The 22981-nt window shown below is 70.7% G+C and carries 23 protein-coding genes; 7 read left to right on the forward strand and 16 right to left on the reverse strand.

The genetic code is table 11. The annotated features are described in order from the left end of the window. The coding region (locus tag E1292_RS52555; RefSeq protein ID WP_220446674.1) for a hypothetical protein at positions 1–210 on the forward strand (210 nt) is incomplete at its 5' end. 91 nt (positions 211–301) lie between these two features. Here E1292_RS52555 and E1292_RS05195 read toward each other — a convergent pair. Both E1292_RS05195 and E1292_RS05200 read right to left on the reverse strand, forming a co-directional pair. Next, the gene (locus tag E1292_RS05195; RefSeq protein WP_132592535.1) at positions 302–1324 is read right to left on the reverse strand and encodes a hypothetical protein; all 1023 of its coding nucleotides are present in this window, start codon (positions 1322–1324) and stop codon (positions 302–304) included. A 44-nt stretch (positions 1325–1368) separates the two neighbouring features. Beyond that, positions 1369–2295, reverse strand: coding sequence for a DMT family transporter (locus tag E1292_RS05200; protein WP_132592537.1), 927 nt, complete (start codon positions 2293–2295; stop codon positions 1369–1371). Between E1292_RS05200 and E1292_RS05205 the strand changes: the two genes are divergently transcribed. The 5 genes from E1292_RS05205 to add are packed head-to-tail and all read left to right on the forward strand — an operon-like array spanning position 2294 to position 6845. Beyond that, positions 2294–3730 (forward strand): aminotransferase-like domain-containing protein, encoded by a 1437-nt coding sequence (locus E1292_RS05205; protein WP_132592539.1) that lies wholly within the window; start codon positions 2294–2296, stop codon positions 3728–3730. The genes E1292_RS05200 and E1292_RS05205 overlap by 2 nt on opposite strands. 24 nt (positions 3731–3754) lie before the next feature. After that, the gene (locus E1292_RS05210) at positions 3755–4270 is read left to right on the forward strand and encodes a CGNR zinc finger domain-containing protein (RefSeq protein ID WP_132592541.1); all 516 of its coding nucleotides are present in this window, start codon (positions 3755–3757) and stop codon (positions 4268–4270) included. A gap of 44 nt (positions 4271–4314) precedes the next feature. Next, positions 4315–4923, forward strand: coding sequence for a GNAT family N-acetyltransferase (locus tag E1292_RS05215; RefSeq protein WP_165959707.1), 609 nt, complete (start codon positions 4315–4317; stop codon positions 4921–4923). 12 nt (positions 4924–4935) lie between these two features. Continuing rightward, complete coding sequence (locus E1292_RS05220) at positions 4936–5811, forward strand: 1,4-dihydroxy-2-naphthoate polyprenyltransferase (RefSeq protein WP_132592543.1); 876 nt, start codon at positions 4936–4938, stop codon at positions 5809–5811. A 29-nt stretch (positions 5812–5840) separates the two neighbouring features. Next, positions 5841–6845: an adenosine deaminase gene (gene add, locus E1292_RS05225; RefSeq protein WP_132592545.1), complete on the forward strand. Its 1005-nt coding sequence runs from the start codon at positions 5841–5843 to the stop codon at positions 6843–6845. 10 nt (positions 6846–6855) lie between these two features. Here the strand turns inward: add and E1292_RS05230 are convergent, their stop codons facing one another. The 6 genes from E1292_RS05230 to E1292_RS05255 all read right to left on the reverse strand — a co-directional run bounded on the left by E1292_RS05230 (position 6856) and on the right by E1292_RS05255 (position 13948). Further along, a complete protein-coding gene (locus tag E1292_RS05230; protein ID WP_132592547.1) occupies positions 6856–7329 on the reverse strand; it encodes a GNAT family N-acetyltransferase in 474 nt (157 codons plus the stop codon). A 363-nt stretch (positions 7330–7692) separates the two neighbouring features. After that, positions 7693–8430 (reverse strand): 4-hydroxy-tetrahydrodipicolinate reductase, encoded by a 738-nt coding sequence (gene dapB, locus E1292_RS05235; protein WP_132592549.1) that lies wholly within the window; start codon positions 8428–8430, stop codon positions 7693–7695. 141 nt (positions 8431–8571) lie between these two features. After that, positions 8572–9882, reverse strand: coding sequence for a M16 family metallopeptidase (locus tag E1292_RS05240; RefSeq protein WP_132592551.1), 1311 nt, complete (start codon positions 9880–9882; stop codon positions 8572–8574). Between the two features lie 55 nt (positions 9883–9937). Next, positions 9938–12271 carry a polyribonucleotide nucleotidyltransferase gene (locus E1292_RS05245; RefSeq protein WP_132592553.1) on the reverse strand — a complete coding sequence of 778 codons (2334 nt, stop codon included), beginning with the start codon at positions 12269–12271 and terminating at the stop codon, positions 9938–9940. A 286-nt stretch (positions 12272–12557) separates the two neighbouring features. Beyond that, positions 12558–12827 (reverse strand): 30S ribosomal protein S15, encoded by a 270-nt coding sequence (gene rpsO, locus E1292_RS05250; protein ID WP_132592555.1) that lies wholly within the window; start codon positions 12825–12827, stop codon positions 12558–12560. A 194-nt stretch (positions 12828–13021) separates the two neighbouring features. Beyond that, entirely contained in the window at positions 13022–13948 is a 927-nt protein-coding gene (locus E1292_RS05255) for a bifunctional riboflavin kinase/FAD synthetase (RefSeq protein ID WP_132592719.1), read from the reverse strand. A gap of 128 nt (positions 13949–14076) precedes the next feature. Here E1292_RS05255 and E1292_RS05260 point away from each other — a divergent pair, with 128 nt between their 5' ends. After that, positions 14077–15096 carry a TRM11 family SAM-dependent methyltransferase gene (locus E1292_RS05260; RefSeq protein WP_132592557.1) on the forward strand — a complete coding sequence of 340 codons (1020 nt, stop codon included), beginning with the start codon at positions 14077–14079 and terminating at the stop codon, positions 15094–15096. A gap of 44 nt (positions 15097–15140) precedes the next feature. Here the strand turns inward: E1292_RS05260 and truB are convergent, their stop codons facing one another. The 8 genes from truB to rimP form a co-directional block, all read right to left on the reverse strand. Beyond that, the gene (gene truB, locus E1292_RS05265; protein WP_132592559.1) at positions 15141–16013 is read right to left on the reverse strand and encodes a tRNA pseudouridine(55) synthase TruB; all 873 of its coding nucleotides are present in this window, start codon (positions 16011–16013) and stop codon (positions 15141–15143) included. Beyond that, positions 16013–17050, reverse strand: coding sequence for a DHH family phosphoesterase (locus E1292_RS05270; RefSeq protein ID WP_132592561.1), 1038 nt, complete (start codon positions 17048–17050; stop codon positions 16013–16015). The genes truB and E1292_RS05270 overlap by 1 nt, the downstream gene beginning before the upstream one ends. Continuing rightward, the gene (gene rbfA / locus E1292_RS05275) at positions 17047–17508 is read right to left on the reverse strand and encodes a 30S ribosome-binding factor RbfA (protein WP_132592721.1); all 462 of its coding nucleotides are present in this window, start codon (positions 17506–17508) and stop codon (positions 17047–17049) included. Before rbfA ends, E1292_RS05270 begins: the two co-directional genes overlap by 4 nt. A gap of 40 nt (positions 17509–17548) precedes the next feature. Continuing rightward, entirely contained in the window at positions 17549–17845 is a 297-nt protein-coding gene (locus tag E1292_RS05280; RefSeq protein WP_132592563.1) for a DUF503 domain-containing protein, read from the reverse strand. Positions 17846–17965: 120 nt separating this feature from the next. Next, complete coding sequence (gene infB / locus E1292_RS05285; protein ID WP_132592565.1) at positions 17966–21034, reverse strand: translation initiation factor IF-2; 3069 nt, start codon at positions 21032–21034, stop codon at positions 17966–17968. 125 nt (positions 21035–21159) lie between these two features. After that, positions 21160–21459 carry a YlxR family protein gene (locus E1292_RS05290; protein WP_132507307.1) on the reverse strand — a complete coding sequence of 100 codons (300 nt, stop codon included), beginning with the start codon at positions 21457–21459 and terminating at the stop codon, positions 21160–21162. Next, positions 21443–22435 (reverse strand): transcription termination factor NusA, encoded by a 993-nt coding sequence (nusA, locus tag E1292_RS05295; RefSeq protein WP_132592723.1) that lies wholly within the window; start codon positions 22433–22435, stop codon positions 21443–21445. Before nusA ends, E1292_RS05290 begins: the two co-directional genes overlap by 17 nt. A gap of 25 nt (positions 22436–22460) precedes the next feature. Next, entirely contained in the window at positions 22461–22946 is a 486-nt protein-coding gene (rimP, locus tag E1292_RS05300; protein ID WP_132507309.1) for a ribosome maturation factor RimP, read from the reverse strand. Positions 22947–22981 lie beyond the last annotated feature (35 nt).

The raw sequence follows: 22981 nt of genomic DNA on the forward strand, positions 1-22981 counted from the left end.
GACCACGACCCACACGATCACGGACATTCTGCGCTGGTCAGACTGGCGCCGCCGCCATCAGGCAACCGCCCGACACTGCCACTACCAGCGCAGATCCCAACCATGATCGCGATGTGTCACTGGAGTACTAGCCATGCCTTCGATCGTCCTCCGGTGCGTCAGCGGATGCTCGAATCGGTTCGCCTTGATCGTCCGGTCGAGCGCGCATGACAGGACGAGGTCGGTGGGCCGGGTCCGCACCTTCGTGTGGGGCCCCGTTTGAGCGTCCTGAGCCCCTCCGTGCGCGGCCACATGGCGCACGTCAGAAGACCGGGATGATCTCCTCGGGATCGATGAAGTCCACCTGGACCCCTTCCAGGTCGAGTTCGGGAATCGCGGGGAAGGCGATCCCCCAGCGCTCCACGATCACCCGGATCCTGGCCATGGCCACGCGCCAGTTCTCCGCCTGCTCCTCGTACGACAGGACGCCGAGCCCGGCCTCCCTGGCGTGGTCCATGAGGACGCGGTGGTTGGCCAGGAAGTACGGCGGGAGCTCCCAGAAGCCTTCCGGAGGCTCCCAGAGAATCATGCTGAGGAAGACGAACCCCGCCCTGAGCTGGCGTGTGATCAGCGACTTGGTGTCGTCGGTGAGCCCGGGCCACTCGTTCTCCAGGATGGTCATGCAGATCTGGAGATGGCGGGATTCGTCCCTGCCGATGCGCTGGAACATCTCGCCGAAGACCGGGTGCTGCGTCCCCGAGGCCATGCCCCTGAAGAGCGTGGAGGCGGCCATCTCGCCCATCATGAAGCTGGTGAACAGCACCGGGAGCGAGTATTTGCCCACGGCCGAGTTGTAGCCGTTCCAGTAGCGGCCGCCGTTGTGGTAGAGCCAGCCGATGTTGTTGTGGGCGGCTGATTCGAGGTCGTCGGTGGGCGTCCAGTCGAGCGGCCCGCCCGGCCAGAGCCTGGCGATGGCGCGCTGGCAGCACTCCTCGTGGTTCATCTCGTCACGGGTGATCGAGAAGAAACACTTCCTGACCGGGTCCTCCTCGTGCTTCTCGAACGCCTGGATGGTGGCGCGGGCGAACACCGCGGGCCCCGAGGCGTCGAAGTTCGCCAGGACCGCGAACCAGTACATGATGCCCAGGCGCTGCTCGCGGGTGAAGTCGTCCGGTCGGAGACCGTCCCAGGGCAGGTCGGCCGGGTTCCAGACCATGCGCTTGGACTTCTCGTAGATGGCGGCGAGTTTCTCGGTCTCGACTCGCCATTCCATGGGATAGATGTTGGGCTGCGGGATCTCCGGTGCAGGCCAGAAGCCGCCCTCCGGGATCGTGAGGTCCGCCATGTGTGACACCTCCTCCCCCATCCTGCGTGTCAGCGTCACGTCTTTCAAGTACGGGCGCGCTGGGTGACGGCCACACAGACCAGGACGGCCAGCGCCGCGACCACCGTGACCGGGCCGAAGCGTTCGCCCATCAGGAACCACGCCCAGATCAGGGTCAGGAGGGGCTGGGTGAGCTGGGTCTGGCCCGCTCTGGCGATGCCGCCCTTGGCCAGGCCGGCGTACCAGGGGAAGAAGCCCAGGAACATCGAGACCAGCGCCACGTAGACGAAACCGGCCCATGACTGCGGGGTCGGCGTCATGGGGGTGGTCAGGGCCAGCACCGCCGTGATGGGGACCGTCAAGGGGAGGGACAGGACGAGCGCCTGGGAAATGACCTGCCAGCCCGGGGTCTCCCTGGACAGCCGGCCGCCCTCCGTGTAGCCGACCGCCGCCGACAGCAGCGCGCCGACCAGGAGCAGGTCGGGCCAGGTCGGCATGCCCTGGTGCTGGGTGAGGGTGAAGGCGGTGATGGCGGCGGCGCCGGCCGTACAGGCGGCCCAGAAGAGCGGGCGGGGGCGCTCGCCGGCCGACACGACGGCGCAGACGGCGGTGGCGGCGGGGAGGAGCCCGGTGACCACCGCGGCGTGAGCCGTGCTCGCGCCCAGGTCAAGGGCGAGGCCGCTGAAGGCGGGGAAGCCGAAGACCACGCCCAGGGAGATCAGGACGTAGGCGCGCCGCTGGTCGCGCGGCGGGAGCAGCGGGCGGCCGGTGGCCTTCAGGCACACCAGAGCCACCACGCCCGCCACGGCTGCCCGGCCCAGGGCGGTCAGCCACGGGTCGAAGCCCCGCAGCGCGAAGACGGTGGCGGGGAAGGAGCCGGAGAACGCCAGGACGCCGAGGAACGCCAGGGCGGTCCCGCGACGTCGCCGGCCTCGGTCTGAGGCGGGGACCGCTACTCCAACGCCGATAGTAGCGCTATTCTCCATCTTCATGGACAACGATAGCAGTATCGCCAAAATCGCCGCGATACTGCGTGACGAGGCCGTCAGGCTCGGCCCCGGCGCGCGGCTGCCGTCCAGCCGGGAGATCATGCGCAGGCACAACGTGAGCCCCGTCACGGTGTCGCGGGCCATCGGCCAGCTGGCGGCCGAAGGGCGGGTGGTGACGAGACCCGGCAGCGGGGCGTTCGTGGCGCACCAGGTGGCCAGGGGCGAGGAACCGGCGGACCTCTCATGGCAGACCGTCGCCCTGGGCGACCGGGTGGTCGACGAAGGGCCCGTCGCGGAGCTGCTGGGCGTGGCCGCCGAAGGCGTCGTCCCGCTCACCGGCGGCTACCTGCGTCCGGGGCTGCGGCCCGACAGGCAGCTGGCGGCCGCGGCGGCGCGGGCCGTGCGGCGGCCCGGGGCCTGGGCCATGCCGCCGCTGCCCGGCCTGCTCGAACTGCGCAGATGGTTCGCGGCGCAGGCCGGAGGCGACGTGACCGCCGCCGACGCGCTCATCGTGAGCGGCGGGCAGGCTGCGCTCACGCACGCGTTCCGCGCGCTCGCCGCCCCCGGCACGCCGGTGCTGGTCGAAACGCCCACCTACCCGGGCGCGCTGGTCGCGGCCAGGGCCGCGGGGCTGCGGCCCACTGCGGTGCCCATGGACCGCGACGGCGTACGTCCCGACCTGCTGGCCGAGGCGTTCGCCGTGACCGGCGCGCGGGTCTTCCTCTGCCAGCCCACCCTGCACAACCCGACGGGCGCGACCCTGCCGTCCGGGCGCCGGGCGCAGGTGCTGGACGTGGCCAGGGCGGCGGGCGCGTTCGTGATCGAGGACGACTTCGCCCGCTACCTGACCGGCCAGGCGCCCCCGTCGCTGGCGTCCATGGACCGGCACGGCACCGTCGTCCACGTGGGCTCGCTGACGAAGATCCTGTCGCCGAGCATGCGGGTGGCGGCCGTCATCGCCAGAGGGCCGGCCGCGCACCGGCTGCGGGCCAGCCAGCTCGTCGAATCGTTCTTCGTGGCACGGCCGCTGCAGGAGACGGCGCTGGAGTTCGTGGAGTCACCGGCGTGGCGGCGGCACCTGGCCGCCGTGCACGCGGAGATCGGGATCCGGCGCGACGCGCTGGCCGCCGCGCTCGCCGCGCGGATGCCGCGGGCCGAGCCGCACCTGCTCCCCGCCGGCGGGATGCACCTGTGGGTACGGCTGCCGGCCGAGGTCGACGAGAGCGCGCTGGTGGAGGCCGCCAGGCGGAACGGCGCGCTGGTGAGCCCCGGCCGGATCTACTACCCGTCCGAGCCGCCGGGGCCGCGGATCCGGGTGACCCACATGGCCGCCGCGCACCTGGCGGAGCTGCACGAAGGGGTACGCCGCCTCGCCCTGGCGCTGGACGAGGTCGCCACGAATCCCTGGTCGGGTACCGGGGCAAGCATGAATGCTTGATCCACGCCCATTAGAGTGACCGGCATGCCGTGCCCCGCGGAGCTCGTACGCGACTTCGTGAACACCTACGACGTCGAGGCGCAGGCGGACGAGCTGTCCTCCCCCGCCGAGCTGGCCCTGTGGCTGCGCGAGCACGGCCTGGCCGGGCCGCGCGACCGGGCCACCGACGACGACCTCCACACCGCGATCGCCCTCCGCGAAGGCCTCAGGGCGGCGCTCAGGCGCGAGGCCGCCGAGCTGCCCGCGATGCCGTTCACGATCAGGGCGAGGCGGGGCGAGCGGCCCGAGCCTGCCGCGGCCGGCGGCGGCGTGCAGGGCGGGCTGGCGGCGATCGCCGTGGCGGCCGTGACCGCGTCGTGGGACCGGCTCAAGGTGTGCGCGGAGGGCACCTGCCAGTGGGCGTTCATCGACGCGTCGAAGAACCGATCGCGCTCGTGGTGTTCCATGAGGGTATGCGGTAACCGCACGAAGACCCGGGCTTACCGGGCGAGGAAGAAGGGTTCGCGTCATCTCCAAGGGTCAAACACCGATACGGTGTAAGTCGTGCCTTGTGGCATGAACGGCAGTCGAAGGAGCGGGCCGAGATGGCAGACGTAGGCGTCCGGGCGGCCCGGCGCGAGGATGTGCTCCAGGTTGCGAATACGCAGATCCGCGCCTGGCGCTACGGCTATCGGGATTTCCTCCCCGAGGGCCCACTCGAGCAGATGACCGGCGCGGCTGCGGAGAAGATGTGGTTGCGCCAGTGGGACGAGGCGATCGTCGCCCCGCCCACCCCCATGCACCGGGTGCTGGTGGCCGTGGAGACCATCCTCGACACCGAGGGCTTCCCCGCGCTCGGCAAGGGAGGCAGCGCCGCCCTGACCACTCCCCGGGGCGGCGAGCGCGTGGTGGGGCTGGCCTCCCACGCCCCCGCCGAGGACCCCGACCTCGACCCCGGCGTGGTGGCCGAGATGCTGACGCTGCTGGTCGATCCCGATTTCGTCCGCCGGGGCCACGGCAGCCGCCTGCTCAACGCCACCGTCGACCACCTGCGCGAAGACGGCTTCCGGCAGATCGTCACCTGGGCTTTCGCCGACAACTACGCGGTGCTCGGCTTCCTCGAATCGGCAGGCTGGGGCGAGGACACCGCCGAACGCGTTCTCGACATGGGCCGCCCGATCAGGATGGTCCGGCTCACCACCGACATCAGCTAGAGGGTCGACGACATGGCAACCTCCGGTCAGTGGATCGCGGGCGCCCGCCCGCGCACGCTCCCCAACGCCGTCGTGCCTGTCATGGTGGGCACCGGCGTGGCCATCGGCGAGGGCGGCTTCGTGTGGTGGCGGGCGATCCTGGCGCTGCTCGTGGCGCTCTCCCTGCAGATCGGCGTCAACTACGCCAACGACTACAGCGACGGCATCCGCGGCACCGACGACCAGCGGGTCGGCCCCATGCGGCTGGTGGGCTCGCGGGCGGCCACGCCGCGGCAGGTGCTGACCGCCGCGCTGGGCAGCTTCGCTGTGGCGGCGGTGCTGGGGCTCGTCCTGGTCGTCGTCACGCAGGCGTGGTGGATCCTGCTGGTGGGCGCGGCGTGCATCGCGGCCGGCTGGTTCTACACCGGCGGCAAGCACCCGTACGGCTACCGCGGCCTGGGCGAGGTCGCCGTGTTCGTGTTCTTCGGGGTGGTGCCCGTGGTGGGCACGGCCTTCGTGCAGACCGAGTCGCTCAGCTGGGCGGCGCTCGTCGCGTCGATCCCCGTGGGGCTGCTGTCGTGCTCGATGCTGGTGGTCAACAACCTGCGCGACGTCGGCACGGACGGCCAGGCGGGCAAGCGCACGCTCGCCGTGCTGCTGGGCGCCGAGCGCACCCGCGCACTCTACGTCGCCTGCCAGGTGGTGCCGTTCCTGGTGGCGCTGGCCATGATCCCGATCACGCCGTGGGCCGCGCTCGCGCTGCTCGCCGCGCCGCTGGCGGTCGCGCCGATCAGGGCGGTGCTGGGCAAGGCGGTCGGCCCCGCGCTGATCGCGGTGCTGCAGCAGACGGGGAAACTGCAGATGGCGTACGGTCTGCTCTTCGCGGTGGGGCTGGCGTTCATCTTCTAGGGTGGCCGGGCGTCTTCTAGGGTGGACGGGTGAAGGACTTCATCGCCGGTCTGCCCAAATGCGAGCTGCACCTGCACATCGAGGGCACGCTGGAACCCGAGCTCAAGTTCGAGCTGGCCAGGCGCAACGGCCTGCGGCTGCCCTACCCGGGCGTCGAGCAGATGCGGGCCGCCTACACCTTCGACAGCCTGCCGTCCTTCCTGCGGATCTACTACGAGGGCATGCGGGTGCTGTGCACCGAGCCCGACTTCTACGACCTGGCCATGGCCTACCTCCGCAAGGCCGCCGAGCAGAACGTCCGCTACGCCGAGATCTTCTTCGACCCGCAGGCCCACACCTCGCGCGGGGTGCCGTTCGACGTGGTGATCCGAGGGCTGCGGCGGGCGCTCATGGACGCGGAGGCGCGGCTCGGGGTGCGGGCGCAGCTCATCATGTGCTTCCTGCGCGACTTCCAGGCCGAATACGCGATGGCCACGCTGCTGGAGTCGTTGCCGTACAAGGAGTGGATCGCCGGCGTCGGGCTCGACTCCGACGAGAAGGGCAACCCGCCGGTGAAGTTCGCGGCGGTCTACGAGCGGGCCAGGCAGGAGGGCTATCTCCTGACGATGCACTGCGACGTCGACCAGGACGACGCGGTCGAGCACATCCGCCAGGCCGTCGAGGACATCGGCGTCAACCGGATCGACCACGGCGTCAACATCCTGGAGGACCAGCGGCTGGTGGAGGTGGTCCTGGAGCGCGGCATGGGGCTGACCTGCTGCCCGATCTCCAACGGCTACGTCACCGACTCGATGAAGGCCGAGGCCATCCGCAAGCTGATGGACCTGGGCGTGCGGATCACGGTCAGCTCCGACGACCCGGCCTATTTCGGGGCCTACGTGGGGGAGAACCTGGAGGCCCTGCAGAGCGTGCTCCAGCTCACCAGGGACGAGCTGGCCAGGCTCGAACGCGACGCGTTCGAGATCGCCTGGCTGCCGCGGCACGTCAAGGACGCCTATCTCACCGAGGTGGACGCCTATCTCGCGCAGGGGTGACGGGGGGCGGCTAGCGGCGCATCACCACGCGGGGGGCGATCTCGAGGCCGAGCTCCCGTTCGTGCTCCACCAGCGCGCGCAGCTCGGGCCCCCACTCCGGCTCGGGCAGCACCGTGAAGCCGTGCCGGGCGTACCACGGCGCGTTCCACGGCACGTCGCGGTAGGTCGTCAACGTCACCGCCGGCACACCGGAGGCCCGCGCGTGGTCGATCACCGCGGCCATCAGCCGCCCGCCGATGCCCCGGCGCATGCTGCGCGGGTGTACGGCGAGCTGGTCGAGATGCACGTTGCCGTCGACCCGGCCCAGCAGGGCGAATCCCGCGGGCGGCTCGCCCTCGACCAGGACCCGCCCGGGGTCGTCGACCTCTTCGATCATGGTTGTCCCGGGCGGGAAGACGATGCCCACCTCGGCGAAGAGCCCGTCGGCCGCCAGCTCGACGTCGGCCAGCCCTGCCAGCTCCCCCGCATCCGCCCATCGCACCATCAGAGCCTCCTGAGGGGACCGTCGCCCTCAGGCGATGGAGAACCGGGAGCGGGAGGGCCGCCAAGGCCCCCATGCCGTGGCGGAAGCTCAGACGGAGTCGCCACCCCCGGACGGCATTGCGCTCGTGCTTTCGGGCATCGGTCAGGGCTTGGCCGCCGCCTCCCGCGCGAGCGGAGCGAGCAGCCGTTTTCTTCAGGGCGCGGAGCAGTCACGACGACACGATCTCATGTCTCGGGCGGACCTCGCCTCGGGTATTAATCTTGATGATCGTAGGCCCGGCTGTGCGGAGCCGGGGCCCTCTCCTCACGACGTGCCCACGACCGCCCGGTGGTGGGCACGTCGTGTGCGCGGCCAGGGGCGAGGTCAGAGGTCGAGCAGCGGTTCGAGCCCCACGGTGAGGCCGGGCAGCTCGCGGACCCTGCGCACTCCGAGCAGCACGCCGGGCGTGAACGCCGACCGGCTCATCGTGTCGTGCCGGATGGTCAGGATCTCGCCGTCGCCGCCGAGCAGCACCTCCTGGTGCGCGATCAGCCCCGACAGGCGCACCGCGTGCACGTGGACGCCTTCCACATCGGCCCCACGGGCACCGTCGAGCGCGGTGGTCGTGGCGTCGGGCATCCGGGCCGACCCCGCCTTGGCGCGCGCCTCAGCGACCATCTCAGCCGTACGCCGGGCCGTGCCCGACGGCGCGTCGGCCTTGTGGGGATGGTGCAGCTCGACGATCTCGACGGACTCGAAATAGCGGGCCGCCCGCTGGGCGAAGTGCATCATGAGCACGGCGGCGATGCCGAAGTTGGGGGCGATGAGGCAGTTGGCGCCCGGCGATGCCGCCAGCCATCCGCGTATGGTCTCCAGCCGCCCCTCGTCGAACCCGGTCGTGCCCACCACCGGGTGGACGCCGTGGCCGATGGCCCACTCGAGGTTGCCCATGACCACGTCGGGATGGGTGAAGTCGACGACCACCTCGGCGCCCGCGAGCCCTTCGATGGCGTCGTCCTTGTCGAGCGCGGCCACCAGTTCCATGTCGGTGGCGGCCTCGACAGCTTTGCACACCTCCACGCCCACGCGGCCGCGGGCGCCGAGCACTCCTACCTTGATCACACCGACAACCCTATCGTCCTGCCCGGACGCGCTCCGCGACGTCTCGGCCCGCGCCGCCCGATCGCCCGCACCGACGGCTGCCGCGACGCGACGCAGAAGCCCCGGCCCGAGGGCCGGGGCGCTGCGGACGGTGGCGGCGGGTCAGCTGATGGCGTCGGTGAAATCCTTGTCGCCGTACGGGCCGATCACGGCCAGCGTGAGCGGCCGGTTGAGCACGTCGGCGGCGACCTCGGTGATCTCGTCGGGCGTGACGCCCTCGATGCGCGCCAGCACCTCGTCCACCGACATCAGCTCGTCGTAGACCAGCTCGTTCTTGCCGATGCGCGACATGCGCGAGCCGGTGTCCTCCAGGCCGAGCACGAGACCGCCGCGCATCTGGCCCTTGCCGCGCATGATCTCGTCGGCGGTCAGGCCCTCGGCCACCACCCTGGACACCTCGTCGCGGCAGATCTTGAGCACGTCGTCGATCTTCGAGGGCAGGCAGCCCACGTAGATGCCGAACTGGCCGGTGTCGGCGTAGGCCGAGGTGTAGCTGTAGGCGGAGTAGGCCAGGCCGCGCTTCTCCCTGATCTCCTGGAAGAGCCGGGATGACATGCCGCCACCCAGCGCGGCGTTGAGCACGCCGAGCGCGAACCTGCGGTCGTCGGTGCGGGCCATGCCGGTCGTGCCGAGCACCAGGTTGGCCTGCTCGGTCGGCCGGTCGAGCACCGTGACGCCCGAGCGGGTCTCGGCGCCGGGGCCGCTGGTGCGCGGCGGGGCGAACTCGGCCGGGCCGTCGAGCATTCCCGCCCGCTCGTAGGCCCTGGTGACCAGCTCGACGACCTCTTCGTGGCGTACGTTGCCCGCGACGGACACGACCGTGCGCCGGGGCCGGTAGTAGCGGCGGTAGTACTCGGCGATCCGGTCGCGTCCGAGGGTGTTGATCGACTCGACCGTGCCCAGGATGGGCCGCCCGATCGGCGAGTCACCGTAGAGCGCGGCGGCGAACTGCTCGTGCACCACGTCGGACGGGTCGTCGTCGTGCATGGCGATCTCTTCGAGGATCACCCCGCGTTCCGACTCGACGTCCTGCTCGGCCACCAGCGAACTGGTCACCACGTCGGCGAGCACGTCGACCGCGATCGGCAGATCCTCATCGAGGACGCGCGCGTAGTAGCAGGTGTACTCCTTGGCGGTGAAGGCGTTGATCTCACCGCCGATGCCCTCGATGGAGGCGGAGATCTCCATGGCGTCACGCGTGGGGGTGCCCTTGAACAGCAGGTGTTCGAGGAAATGCGTGGCGCCCATGTGTTCGAGGGCCTCGTCACGCGAGCCTATGCCGACCCACATGCCGACCGCGACGCTGCGCACGGTCGGCATGGTCTCGGTCACCACGCGCAGCCCACCCGGCAGGACGGTGCGCCTCACCACCCCGGCGCCGTCTTTGCCGGGGTGCAGCGTCGTCGTGCTCACGGAGACTCCTTCGTGAGCACGCCGCCGTTGATGATGGTTGCCTGGCTGAGCTCGCTCACGAGTTGCGGTCGTCCCCCTCGTTACGGCTGCTGCGCACGCGGGTGCGGGTGCGGCGGGGCCGCTCGGACCGGTCGTCGGCGGCCTGCGCGGGCTGCTCGGGATCGGCGTCGTCACCCTCGGCGGACCCGGAGGCGGCTTTCGCCTCCTTCTCGGCGGCCTCCCGCTCGATGACCTCGACCGGCACCAGGGAGAGCTTGCCCCGGCCGTCGATCTCGGCGATCTCCACCTGGATCTTCTCGCCCACGCTCATCACGTCTTCGACGTTCTCGATGCGCTTGCCGCCGTGCAGCTTGCGGATCTGCGAGACGTGCAGGAGGCCGTCCTTGCCGGGCATGAGCGAGATGAACGAGCCGAAGGCCGCGATCTTGACGACCGTGCCCAGGTAGCGCTCGCCGACCTCCGGCATGTGCGGATTGGCGATGGCGTTGATCGCCGAACGGGCCGCCTCGGCGGACGGGCCGTCGGTGGCGCCGATGTAGATCGTGCCGTCGTCCTCGATGGTGATCTCGGCGCCCGTGTCGTCCTGGATCTGGTTGATCATCTTGCCCTTCGGGCCGATGACCTCGCCGATCTTGTCGACCGGGACCTTGATGGTGATGATGCGCGGCGCGGTCGGGTTCATCTCCGCCGGGGAGTCGATCGCCTCCTGCATCACGTCGAGGATCGCCAGGCGGGCGCCCTTGGCCTGCTTGAGCGCGCCGGCCAGCACCGAGGCCGGGATGCCGTCGAGCTTGGTGTCGAGCTGGAGCGCGGTGATGACGTCCTTGGTGCCGGCGACCTTGAAGTCCATGTCGCCCATGGCGTCCTCGGCGCCGAGGATGTCGGTCAGCGTGACGTAGGTGTCACCCTCGCCGATCAGGCCCATCGCGATGCCCGCGACCATCTCCTTGAGCGGCACGCCGGCGTCGAGCAGCGCCATCGTGGAGGCGCAGACCGAGCCCATCGAGGTGGAGCCGTTGGAGCCGAGCGCCTCGGAGACCTGGCGGATGGCGTACGGGAACTCCTCGCGCGTGGGCAGCACGGGGATCAGCGCCCGCTCGGCGAGCGCGCCGTGGCCGATCTCGCGTCGCTTGGGCGAGCCCACCCGGCCGGTCTCGCCGGTGGAGTAGGGGGGGAAGTTGTAGTTGTGCATGTAGCGCTTGGTCCGCTCGGGGTTGAGCGTGTCGATGACCTGCTCCATGCGCAGCATGTTGAGCGTGGTGATGCCCAGGATCTGGGTCTCGCCGCGCTCGAACAGCGCTGAGCCGTGCACCCGGGGCACCACGTGCACCTCGGCCGACAGGGCGCGGATGTCCTTGGTGCCGCGGCCGTCGATGCGGACGCCCTCCTTGATGACCCGCTCGCGCATGAGCTTCTTCATCGCCGAGCGGAACGCGGCGGAGATCTCCTTCTCGCGGCCCTCGAACTCGGGCAGGAGCTTCTCGGCGGCCAGCGCCTTGACCTTGTCGAGTTCGTTCTCGCGCTCCTGCTTGCCGGCGATGGTCAGCGCGGCGGCCAGCTCGGTCCTCACCGCGGCCTCGACCGCGTCGTAGACGTCGTCCTGGTAGTCGAGGTAGACCGGGTATTCGGCCGTCTCCTTGGCCGCGACCCGCGCGATGCGCGCCTGCGCCTCGCACAGCACCTTGATGAAGGGCTTGGCGGCATCGAGGCCCTGGGCCACGGTCTCCTCGGTCGGCGCGACGGCGCCGTCGGCGACCAGCTTGAGCGTGTCCTTCGTGGACTCGGCCTCGACCATCATGATCGCGACATCGCCGTCGGCCAGCACGCGGCCCGCCACGACCATGTCGAACGTGGCCCGCTCCAGCTCGTGGTGTGTCGGGAACGCCACCCACTGGCCGTCGATCAGCGCGACGCGCACGCCGCCGATCGGGCCGGAGAACGGCAGGCCGGCGAGCTGGGTGGACAGCGACGCGGCGTTGATCGCCACCACGTCGTAGAGGTGGTCAGGGTTGAGCGCCATCACGGTGGCGACGACCTGGATCTCGTTGCGCAGCCCCTTGACGAAGGACGGGCGCAGCGGCCGGTCGATCAGGCGGCAGGTGAGGATGGCGTCCTCGGAAGGACGGCCCTCACGGCGGAAGAACGAGCCGGGGATGCGGCCAGCGGCGTACATGCGCTCTTCGACGTCGACCGTGAGCGGGAAGAAGTCGAGGTTCTCCTTGGGCGACTTGGACGCGGTGGTAGCGGAAAGCACCATCGTGTCGTTGTCGAGGTAGGCGACGGCGGAACCCGCCGCCTGGCGTGCGATACGGCCGGTCTCGAACCGGATCGTGCGCGTGCCGAACGAGCCGTTGTCTATGACGGCTTCAGCAGTGTGGACACCCTCCACGGGGGACCTCCTTGTGGTCGGTCTCCCGCGCCCTTTTTCTCACCGGCACCCTCGTTAGGTGCAGCGCCGGTCTTCGATCGAAGCGCCCGGTCTTTCCTACCGGAAGCCACTACCGAGGACCGGCCCGCAGGCGTCGCGGGTCGCATGGTGCTAAGCGGACGCGGGGGCTGTGTGTCTCGGATCTTCAGTTGTACGCCGGGCGCGGGATGCGTTCGTCGCCACGCGCCCGGACATATGGCTGCGGCCATATGCGAAGGGAGCGGCGCGGACGCCGCTCCCTTTCATGCTATCGGCGCAGGCCGAGCCGCTCGATGAGCGAACGGTAGCGCTGGATGTCGACCTTCTGCAGGTATTTCAGCAAGCGGCGCCGGCGGCCGACGAGCAGCAGCAGGCCACGACGGCTGTGGTGGTCGTGCTTGTGCGTCTTCAGGTGCTCGGTGAGCTCGCTGATGCGCTTGCTGAGCAGGGCGATCTGAACCTCGGGCGACCCGGTGTCGCCTTCGGCCGTCGCGTATTCGCTGATGATGGACTTCTTGGCAGCGGTGTCGAGGGACACGGCTCTCCTTTGAGCTACGGGCACGCACGAGTGATGGTGAGTGTGCGAACGACCGTGCGTGCCTACAGTCGCCGCGTGAAGGCCTTCATGGGCAGCGCGCAGCACCGCCGCTACAGAGCCGACATGCAAGGTTACCACCTTGCGCAGGGTCGTCGGGACACACGGCGCGGGACACGCGGAGGCCGGGTCGGAGGTCAGCCGGTGATCCTCCGGGTGGCCTCGACGTCGGCGTGGATCTGGGCGATCAGCGCTTCGATCGACTCGAAGCGGGTGTTGCCGCGCAGCCGCGCCGCGAACTCGACCGCGACGTGCGCGCCGTACAGCTCCAGGTCGTCGCGGTCGAGCGCGTACGCCTCGACGGTGCGCGGCACGCCCTCGAACGTCGGATTGGTGCCGACCGAGATCGCCGCCGGCCACCGCTCGCCCTCGTAGAGGGCGGGCAGGTTGGCGACGGGCACGCACTCCAGCCAGCCGGCGTAGACCCCGTCGGCCGGGATCGCGGTGTGCGGGGGCGTCTCCACGTTGGCGGTCGGGAAACCGAGCTGCCGCCCCCGCTGGTAGCCGCGCACGACCACGCCCTCCACGCGGTGCGGCCGCCCGAGCCGCTCGCTCGCGCCCTCGACGTCGCCGGCCACGAGCAGTTCGCGGACGGCGGTCGAGGAGACGCCGTCGAGCAGGGGCACGGCCTCCACCTCGAAATCGTATTTATCGCCCAGCGTCCGCAATGTCTGGACGTCTCCGCTGGCTTCATGCCCGAACACGAAGTCCTCCCCCACGACCACGACCGCGGACCGCAGCCGCTCGGCCGCCACGCTCTGGACGAAGTCGTCAGGGCTGGTCCGCTGCAGCGCGAGGGTGAACTCCACCACGTCGACCTCGTCGACCCCCAGCCCGGCCAGCAGCTCGCCCCTGCGCCGCAGGCTGGTGAGCCGGTGCGGGTGCGACCCCGGTCGTACGACCTCCTCGGGATGCGGCTCGAAGGTGACCGCGACGCTCCGCAACCCTCGCTCGCGGGCGACGGCCACCGCGCGCTCGATCACCCGCCGGTGCCCGCGGTGCACCCCGTCGAACACGCCGATGGTGACGACAGACCTTCCCGAACCCTGCACGCCAGGCCCCATTCGCTCGTCCACGGATCAACCGCACCCAAGCCTGCCATGCGCGTCGCGGTCGCCCGCAACCCAGGGGGTCGTCACCGCGCCGGCTCGTCCCGGCGACCTTCCTCCGTCAACGGATAGGATCGGGCATCGTGCCTCGTTACGCGCTTCTGATCCTGCCCGCCTTCAACCGGGTCTACGCCGAGAGCTCCGTCCGGCTGACCCGCAACGAGCTGGCCGTCTTCAGCGCGCGCGGCCTCGGCGGGCAGGTGGCGGCCGGCGACGAGACCGTCATCGGCGGCGTCCCCTACGTGACGTTCGAGACGGCTGAGCCGCTGGCGGAGCCGCACCTCTCGCTGCTGTCGAATCTCTCCTCCGTCTACGCCCTGTTCGGCGTGGAGGGCGAGTTGCTCAGGCCGCTGACCGCGCGCCCGCTCGACCGGCTCAGCAGCGACCTGATCACCATCCAGAAATACGCCGGCAAGACCAACGAACACTTCACCAAGCTGCTGCTCAACGTCACCGCGCTGGCCACGGGCAAGGGGCTGGGCGAGCGGCTGGCGGTGTTCGACCCGATGTGCGGCCGCGGCACGACCCTCAACCAGGCCCTCATGTACGGCTACGACGCCTACGGCCTCGACGTCGACGGCAAGGACTTCGAGGCCTACGCCGCTTTCATCAAGACCTGGCTGCGCAACAAGCGGCTCAAGCACACCGCCGAGACCGTGCCGGTGCGCCGCGAGCGGGCGCTGGCCGGGCGGCGGCTCAACGTCACGTTCGGCCTGTCGAAAGAGGCGTTCAAGGCCGGCGACGTGCAGCGCCTGACCGTGGTCAACGCCGACACGCTCAAGAGCCGCGAGTTCTTCAAGCCGCGCTCGTTCGACGTCGTGGCGACCGACGCCCCCTACGGTGTCCAGCACGGCAGCAAGGGCGGCGGCGGGTTGTCGCGCAGCCCCATGGAGCTGCTGAGCAGGGCCGTGCCCGGCTGGGCCGAGCTGCTGCGCCCCGGCGGCGCGATGGGCATCGCCTGGAACACCTACGGCGGCAAGCGCGCCGAGCTGGCCAGGATCCTCACCGGCGCCGGCCTGGACGTGCTGGACTATCCCGACTTCGAGCACTGGGTCGACCAGGCGATCGTGCGTGACATCATCGTCGCCCGCAAACCTGCCTGACCGCGCTCACCCCGCGAAAATACCGGCAAGCTCCCTGACCGCGCTCAGCCCGCGAAGACGGCGATCGGCTTGGCGAGCGCGCCCCGCTCCTCCACGAGCGCGAGCAGCTCGCCGTCCGGCCCGAACACGCCGATCGGCCCCGCGCCGAGCCCCGTGGCGGGCAGCCGGCCGCCGTGCCCGATCACGCGCGCCTCCTCCGCGGTGACGTCCCTGCGCGGGAAGGCCGCCGCGACCGCCGCGCCGATCGGCAGGATCTCGCACTCCTCGGCGAGCTGCTCGACCGTCCTGGCCAGCGACAGGTCGTAGGGGCCCACCCGGGTGCGCCGCAGCCGCGTCAGGTGGCCTCCGACGCCGAGCTCCGCCCCGAGGTCGCGCGCCAGCGCGCGGATGTAGGTGCCGCTTGAGCAGGTCACGACCGCGTCGACGTCCACGGCCTCGTCGCCGGCCCTGATGTCCAGCACCTGGAACTCGCTCACCGTCACCGGCCTGGCCTGCAGCTCGACCGTCTCGCCCGCGCGCGCCCTCTTGTAGGCCCGCTGCCCGTCGACCTTGATCGCGCTGACCTGGGGCGGGATCTGCATGATAGCGCCCGTCAGCGCCGTGACGCCCTTGTGGATCTCAGCCGGGGTGACGGCCGAGGCCGGGACCGAGGCGGTGACCTCGCCCTCGGCGTCGTCGGTGTTGGTGCTCACGCCGAGCCTGATCGTGGCTTCGTAGACCTTCTCCGTCAGCGCCAGATGACCGAGCAGCCTGGTCGCCTTCTCCACGCCGACCACCAGCACGCCCGTCGCCATCGGATCGAGCGTGCCCGCGTGCCCCACGCGGCGAGTGCCCGCGACGCGCCGCATCTTGGCCACCACGTCGTGGGACGTCCAGCCGTCCGGCTTGTCGACGACGATCAGACCGCTCTGAGCCATCAGGCCTTCCTCAGCTCTCGCCGGAACTTCACCATCGTGTCCTCCACGCTGTCCTGGGAGGTGTAGCCGGCCGCGTTGTGGTGCCCGCCGCCGCCCAGCGCCGCGCACACGGCGGCGACGTCGACGGCTCCCTTGGACCGGGTGGACACCTGCCAGTAGCCCTGGTCGTCCTCCTTGAGCACCACCGCGACCTCGGCCTCGTCGGTGCGCCGCAGGATGTCGATGACGCCTTCGAGCTCGGAGTAAGGCAGCCCGTACGCGGCCCGGTCGACCTGCGACACGTACGTCCACACGAGCCCGTCCTCCAGCGTCACCCGCTCCAGCGCCCCTGCCAGCACCTTGAGATAGCCGAAGGGGGAACGGTCCCACAGCTCACGGGCGATCTCGTCGGTGCGCAGCCCGGTGGCGACCAGCCTCGCCGCCATGTGGTGCACGGCGGGCGTGGTCGTGGAGTGGCGGAACGATCCGGTGTCGGTCACCAGGCCCGCGTACAGGCAGGTGGCGATGTCGCGGTCGAGCTGCCCGCCGAGCCGGTAGATCAGCTCCTCGGCCAGCATGGCCGTGGCCGCGGCCGCGGAGTCGATGAGGCTGAGCGTGCCGAACTCCCCCTCGTTGGAGGGGTGGTGGTCGACCACGATGACCTCACGGGCTCTGGCGGTGCTGGCGCCCAGGAGCCCCAGCCGCTGGAACGTCGACGAGTCGAACGTGATCATCAGGTCGGGGGACTCGGGGAACTCCTCCGGCGGCACCAGCATCTCCTGCCCCGGCAGGAACCGCAGCAGCCGCGGCACCACGAAGTGGTGGTCGCCGAACGACGTCACCACCCGCTTGCCCATCGAACGCAGCGTGAACGCGACGGCCAGCATCGAGCCGAGCGCGTCGCCGTCGGGGGTCACGTGGCAGGCCATGGCCACCTCGTCGGCCTGCCGGATCAGATGCAGCGCCCGGCTCCAGGCGGCCTCGGGAACCGCGCACTCGTCCGGTGGCCGCCCGTTGACCCGGGGCGGCTCCGCCCTGTCGCGTACGTCGGGCGTCACGCCTGGTCGTCCCCACCAGCGGCACCCCCGTCTTCGCCCTCGTCGGGCTTGCGGTAGGGGTCGGCTTCGCCCGCGTAGGTGGCGCTCTGGGCCTGCCGTGCCACCTCGGCGTCGCGTGCCCTGGCGGCGTTGATCAGATCGTCGAGCTGACGCGCGCTGTCGGGCAGCGGGTCATGCTTGAAGGTCAGCGTGGGGGTGAAGCGGACGCCGGTCTGGCGTCCGACCTCGGAGCGGATGATGCCCTTGGCGCTCTCGAGGGCCGCGGCGCTGTCGGCCCGCTCGGCCTCCGAGCCGAACACCGTGTAGAACACCGTCGCCTCACGCAGGTCAGCGGTGATGCGCGTGTCGGTCACGGTGACGAAGCCCAAACGCGGATCCTTGATCCGGCGCTCCAGCATCTCGGCGACGATCTGCTGGATGCGGTCGGCGAGCTTGCGCGCTCGTGCGGCATCCACCATGGTTCGCTCCCCCTCACGCACGACCTGGCCGTGCAGTCGTTCAATCTTCGTCGGTGTAGAGCCGGTGCCGGGCCGACAGCAGCTCGATCTCAGGGCGGAAGGCCACCAGCCGCTCGCAGGCGTCCAGCACTTCCTTGCAGTTTCCCGCTGAGGCGGAGACCACCGCGATGCCGATTTCCGCCCTGCGGTGCAGGTCGAGATGGCCGGTCTCAGCCACCGCGACGCCGGGATAACGGCGCTGGACCTCGGCGATCAACGGGCGTACGGCAGAGCGCTTCTGCTTCAGCGATCGCACGTCGCCGAGCAGGACGTCCAGGGTCAAGGCACCCACATACATCGTTGGCTACCACCGCTTGTCCTGGTGGGGTGGACGCACGACCGGCCTGCTGCGGTGGGGACCAGGCCAGGGCGTGCGAGAGGCGCCCGGCGGATGTCCCGCCGGGCGCCCGGCCGCGCGTCACGCGCGCGGCTTCTCCCGCATCTCGAACGTCTCGATCACGTCGTCGACCCGCAGATCGTTGTAGCCGATCCCGATGCCGCACTCGAAGCCCTCACGGACCTCGGTCGCGTCATCCTTGAAGCGACGCAGGGACGAGACGGTCAGGTTGTCGGCGATGACGACGCCATCGCGGATCACCCTGGCCTTGCTGTTGCGGACGATCACGCCGGAGCGGACCAGCGAACCGGCGATGTTGCCGATCTTCGGGACCTTGAAGACCTCGCGAACCTCCGCGGTGCCCAGCTGGGCCTCTTCGAACTCGGGCTTGAGCATGCCCTTGAGCGCCGCTTCGATCTCCTCGATCGCCTGGTAGATGACCGAGTAGTAGCGGATGTCGACGCCCTCGCGCTCGGCCAGGTCGCGCGCCCGGGGCTCGGGGCGGACGTTGAAGCCGATGATGACCGCGTTGTCGTCGGCGACGGCCAGGTTGACGTCGTACTCGGTGATCGCGCCGACCGCGCGGTGCAGGACACGGAGCCTGACCTCGTCGCCGACGTCGATCTTGAGCAGGGCGTCTTCCAGGGCCTCCACCGAACCGGACACGTCGCCCTTGATGATGAGCTTGAGCTCGTCGACGCTGCCCTTCTCGAGGTCCTTGAAGATGTCCTCGAGGCTGCGGCGACGGCTCGACTTCGCCATGTCGGCGCTGCGCTTGCGCGCCGCGCGCTGCTGGGCGATCTGCCGCGCCATCCGGTCGTCGGTGACGACGATGAAGTTGTCACCGGCGCTCGGCACGGCCGTCAGACCCATCACCAGGACCGGACGGGACGGCGTGGCCTCCTCGACCGGCTCGCCGGTGTCGTCGAGCAGGGCGCGGACGCGGCCGAAGGCCTCGCCGCACACGATCGAGTCGCCCACCCGCAGCGTGCCGCGCTGGACCAGGACGGTCGCGACGGGGCCACGGCCACGGTCGAGGTGCGCCTCGATCGCGATGCCCTGAGCGTCCATCGACGGGTTGGCCCGCAGGTCGAGCTCGGCGTCCGCGGTCAGCAGGATGGCCTCGAGGAGCTGCTCGATGCCCGTGCCGTTCTTCGCCGAGATGTCGACGAAGAGGGTGGAGCCGCCGTATTCCTCCGCCACCAGGCCGTATTCGGTGAGCTGGGCGCGGACCTTGTTGGGGTCGGCGCCCTCCTTGTCGACCTTGTTGACCGCGACCACGACCGGCACCTCGGCCGCCTGGGCGTGGTTGAGCGCCTCGATCGTCTGCGGCTTCACGCCGTCGTCGGCCGCGACCACCAGCACCGCGATGTCGGTGGACTTGGCGCCTCGGGCACGCATGGCGGTGAACGCCTCGTGACCCGGGGTGTCGATGAAGGTGATCTTGCGGTCTTCACCCTCGTGCTCGGCGGAGACCTGGTAAGCGCCGATGTGCTGGGTGATGCCACCCGCCTCGCGCGCCACCACGTTGGTCTTGCGGATGGCGTCGAGCAGCTTCGTCTTACCGTGGTCGACGTGACCCATGACGGTCACGACCGGCGGGCGCGCGGCCAGGTCGGCCTCGTCGCCCTCGTCCTCGCCGAACTCGATGTCGAAGGCCTCGAGAAGCTCGCGGTCCTCCTCCTCCGGGCTGACGACCTGGATGTTGTAGTCGAGCTCGGCGCCGAGCAGCTGCAGCGTCTCCTCGTTGACCGACTGCGTCGCCGTCACCATCTCGCCGAGGTGCAGCATGATCTGCACGAGCGAGGCGGGGTTGGCACCGATGCGGTCGGCGAAGTCGGACAGCGACGCGCCCCGCGGAAGGCGGATCGTCGCGCCGTTGCCGCGAGCGACCTGCACGCCGCCGATCGCGGGCGCCGACATGTTGTCGAACTCCTGGCGCCTCTGCCGCTTGGACTTGCGGCCACGCGCCGGACGACCGCCGGGACGCCCGAAGGCTCCCGCGGTGCCGCCGCCACGACCGCGACCGCCGCCACCAGGCCGGCCGCCGAAGCCGCCGGGACCGCCGGTGCCGGTGCGCGGACCGGCACCGCCGCCACCGGGACGGCCGGCGTAGCCGCCGCCACCGCCACCGGGACGACCGCCACCGCCGCCACCACCGGGGCGGCCACCGCCGCCGGGACGACCGCCACCGCCACCGCCGCCGCCACCGCCGGGACGGCCACCGCCGCCACCGCCGGGGCCGGCAGGACGGCCCTGCGGCATCATCATCGGGTTGGGACGCGGACCACCGGGACGGGGACCGCCCGCACCGGGACCGGGACGCGGTCCGCCCGCGGGCGGACCAGGACGCGGTCCGGCGGCGCCGGGCCTGCCCTCGCCACCGCCACGGCCCTGCGGCGGACGCGGGATCGCGCCGTCGCGCGGCGGGCCGTCACGGCGCTCACGCTGGCCGGGACCGCCACCGTCGCGGTTGCCTCCCGGACGCGGCGGACGGGACTGGCCCATGCCGCTGGCGTTGGAAGAGAACGGGTTGTTGCCGGGACGCGGACCACGCGGACCGGGCTTGGGACCCGGACCGGGACGCGGGCCGCCGCCGGACTGACCGCCTGGACGCGGCGCCTGCGGGGAGCCGCCGCCTCCGGGACCCGGACGGGGCGCGGGACCGGGCTTGGGACCCGGACGGGCCGCCGGACCCGGCCGCGGGCCGGGACGGGCGGGCGCGCCGCTCTCGAAACGTGCCTGCGGTGCGCCGGACTCGCCGCGCGCCGCCTCGGGCTGCTGCTGCGGCTGGTGCGGCATGGGCACCGGCGGACGCGGCTGCGCGCCGCCCGCGGGGCCCGGACGCGGACCGGGCTTGGGACCCGGACGCGGTGAGGGGGCCGGCGCCTGCGCGCCGTTACCGGCCTGGCCGTCGGCCTGCCGGGGGGCAGCCCTCGGGGGCTGCGGTTTGCTGGACGGCTGACCGCCGCCTCTGGAGGGCCCACCCTTGGATGCGCCCAGAGCTTCGGTGAGCCTGCGGACCACCGGCGCTTCGATGGTCGAGGACGCCGAACGGACGAACTCCCCCATCTCTTGGAGCTTGGCCATGACGACCTTGCTCTCTACGCCGAACTCCTTAGCGAGCTCGTATACCCGGACCTTCGCCACTGCACTCCCTTACTCGGCCCGGGAGGCTGGCTGTGCCGTCCGGACCGTCGCTACCTTGACGTCTTCATCGCCGCGTGCTCATCAGGCGCTCATAGCAATCTGACTCCGCCCATCAACTCGGCGTCCTACATGACATTTCGTGGTTCTCCTTCCAGGTGCGCCCGCACGCGCGAGACGTCAAGCGGCCCCGGCACGCGGAACGCGCGCGGGAACGCTCGGCGACGCTCGGCAAGCTCCAGACAACTCGCGGACGGGTGCAGCGATGCACCACGCCCGGGGAGCCGTCCTCGCAGGTCGGGGACCACGTGGTCTTCGACCCGCACCAGGCGGAGCAGCTCGGACTTAGCCGTGCGAACCCTGCAGCCCACACAGGTGCGCTGTGGGGCGGCCAGGCCACCATATTCCAGCTTACCGTGTCGACGCATCTACGGAACCGGCGGCATCCTCGGCTTGGGTGTCAGGACGGATGTCGATCCGCCATCCTGTCAGTCGCGCGGCGAGCCGGGCATTCTGCCCCTCTTTGCCGATGGCCAGCGAGAGCTGGTAGTCGGGAACAATCACACGCGCCACACGCCCGTCGAGATCGAGAACCTCAACGTGGGAAACGCGCGCGGGGGACAGGGCATTCCCCACGAATTCGCCCGGATCTTCCGACCAGTCGATGATGTCGATCTTCTCGCCGTGGAGCTCGGTCATCACGTTACGCACCCGTGACCCCATCGGGCCGATGCACGCGCCCTTGGCGTTGACGCCCGGCTTGCGCGACCTGACCGCGATCTTCGTACGGTGGCCCGCCTCACGCGCCACCGCGGCGATCTCCACGGTGCCGTCGGCGATCTCCGGCACCTCGAGCGCGAAGAGCTTCTTCACCAGCCCGGGATGCGTGCGCGACAGGGTGACCGACGGGCCCTTGTGGCCCTTCTTCACCTGCACCACGTAGGCGCGGATGCGCTCGCCGTGAACGTATTCCTCGCCGGGGACCTGCTCGGCGTGGGGCAGCACGGCCTCGATCTTGCCGAGGTCGACCAGCACCACGCGCGGATCCTTGCCCTGCTGGATGACGCCGGAGACCAGCTCGCCCTCGCGGCTGGCGAACTCGCCGAAGTTGATCTCGTCTTCGGCGTCGCGCAGCTGCTGCAGGATGACCTGCTTGGCGGTGGTGGCGGCGATCCTGCTGAAATTGCTGGGCGTATCGTCATATTCCCTGACGACCTCGCCTTCCTCGTCGACCTCGGCGGCCCAGATCGTGACGTGACCGCTCTGCCTGTCGAGCTCGGCACGCGCCTTGGAGGCGGCGCCGTCGGTGCGGAAGTAAGCGATCAGCAGCGCGTCCTCGATCGCCTTGACGACCAGGTCGAAGGAGATGTCCTTCTCCCGTTCGAGGCTGCGCAGGACGCTCATGTCGATGTCCACGACGGCTCCCCCCTTAGCCTTCGTCGCCGTCGACGTCGTCGATCCGGCGGAACTCCACTTGTACCCGTCCCCGGGCCAGGTCTTCGTAATCAAGCCTGCGCGCGGCGCCCGCGACATCGAGGTCGACGCCGCCGGCGTCCGCCGCCAGGATGCGGCCCTCCACCACGGAGCCGTCTCTCATCTCGGCCTTCACCAGCCGTTTGGCGGCGCGCCGCCAGTGACGCGGCTCGGTGAGCGGGCGGTCGACGCCGGGCGAGGAGACCTCGAGCGTGTAGGCGGCCTGGCCCATCGCGTCGGTGTCGTCCAGAGCCGCGGAGACCGCCTGGCTCACGTCGGCGACGTCGTCGAGACTCACCCCGCCGTCGCGGTCGACGATCACGCGCAGCAGCCGTCTCTTGCCGGCCTGCGTGACCGTGATGTCCTCCAGATCGAGGCCCTCCGCGCTGACCACGGGCTCAAGGAGCTTCATCAGGTGGTCGCGGGGTGATGCGCTGCCCATATCGACCTCCCTATTGTCATGTCTCAGCCGGGCGG

The organism is Nonomuraea deserti, assembly GCF_004348685.1.
GTDB lineage: Bacteria > Actinomycetota > Actinomycetes > Streptosporangiales > Streptosporangiaceae > Nonomuraea > Nonomuraea deserti.

Bases quoted from the DNA above. Each gene is read 5' to 3' on its own strand.
- E1292_RS05195 (WP_132592535.1), bottom strand. From the start codon at position 1,324: ATGGCGGACCTCACGATCCCGGAGGGCGGCTTCTGGCCTGCACCGGAG.
- E1292_RS05205 (WP_132592539.1), top strand. From the start codon at position 2,294: ATGGACAACGATAGCAGTATCGCCAAAATCGCCGCGATACTGCGTGAC.
- E1292_RS05200 (WP_132592537.1), bottom strand. From the start codon at position 2,295: ATGAAGATGGAGAATAGCGCTACTATCGGCGTTGGAGTAGCGGTCCCC.
- E1292_RS05210 (WP_132592541.1), top strand. From the start codon at position 3,755: ATGCCGTGCCCCGCGGAGCTCGTACGCGACTTCGTGAACACCTACGAC.
- E1292_RS05215 (WP_165959707.1), top strand. From the start codon at position 4,315: ATGGCAGACGTAGGCGTCCGGGCGGCCCGGCGCGAGGATGTGCTCCAG.
- E1292_RS05220 (WP_132592543.1), top strand. From the start codon at position 4,936: ATGGCAACCTCCGGTCAGTGGATCGCGGGCGCCCGCCCGCGCACGCTC.
- E1292_RS05230 (WP_132592547.1), bottom strand. From the start codon at position 7,329: ATGGTGCGATGGGCGGATGCGGGGGAGCTGGCAGGGCTGGCCGACGTC.
- E1292_RS05255 (WP_132592719.1), bottom strand. From the start codon at position 13,948: ATGGGGCCTGGCGTGCAGGGTTCGGGAAGGTCTGTCGTCACCATCGGC.
- truB (WP_132592559.1), bottom strand. From the start codon at position 16,013: ATGGCTCAGAGCGGTCTGATCGTCGTCGACAAGCCGGACGGCTGGACG.
- rbfA (WP_132592721.1), bottom strand. From the start codon at position 17,508: ATGGTGGATGCCGCACGAGCGCGCAAGCTCGCCGACCGCATCCAGCAG.
- E1292_RS05280 (WP_132592563.1), bottom strand. From the start codon at position 17,845: ATGTATGTGGGTGCCTTGACCCTGGACGTCCTGCTCGGCGACGTGCGA.
- E1292_RS05290 (WP_132507307.1), bottom strand. From the start codon at position 21,459: ATGCGTCGACACGGTAAGCTGGAATATGGTGGCCTGGCCGCCCCACAG.
- nusA (WP_132592723.1), bottom strand. From the start codon at position 22,435: ATGAGCGTCCTGCGCAGCCTCGAACGGGAGAAGGACATCTCCTTCGAC.
- rimP (WP_132507309.1), bottom strand. From the start codon at position 22,946: ATGGGCAGCGCATCACCCCGCGACCACCTGATGAAGCTCCTTGAGCCC.